The following is a 403-nucleotide window of genomic DNA, read 5'->3' as shown; positions in this document are numbered from 1 at the left end:
CAGGAAGACCGTGCTCGTCGTCGTGGCGACGGCTGTGCTCGTGAGCGCCTGCACCACCACCGATCCGTATACTGGCGACCAGAAGATTTCCAACACGGCGGCCGGTGCCGGCCTTGGCGCTCTGGCGGGTGCCAGCCTCGGTCTGCTGGCCGGCGGCAATGATCGTCGCAACGCGCTGATCGGCGCGGGTATCGGCGCGCTTGCCGGCGGCGCGATCGGCGCGACGATGGACCAGAACGAAGCTGAGCTCCGTCGTCAGTTGCAGGGCACCGGAGTGAGCGTCACCCGCAGCGGCGACCAGATCATCCTCAACATGCCGTCCGACATCACCTTCAACGTCGACCAGGACGCGGTGAAGCCCGGCTTCTATCCGGTGCTGAACTCGGTGGCGCTGGTGCTGAAC

General features: G+C 66.7%; 1 protein-coding gene. It reads left to right on the top strand.

The window, feature by feature from the left end; all coding sequences use genetic code 11:
• Positions 1-403: YMGG-like glycine zipper-containing protein (locus EOA29_RS40595; protein WP_245468896.1), on the top strand; the 403-nt coding region annotated here is incomplete at both ends.

Origin of the sequence: Mesorhizobium sp. M1E.F.Ca.ET.063.01.1.1 (assembly GCF_003998155.1) — a bacterium.
Lineage (GTDB): Bacteria > Pseudomonadota > Alphaproteobacteria > Rhizobiales > Rhizobiaceae > Mesorhizobium.
The sequence above is the reverse complement of the archived record's forward strand: the minus strand, read 5'-3'. Positions and strand labels throughout refer to the sequence as shown.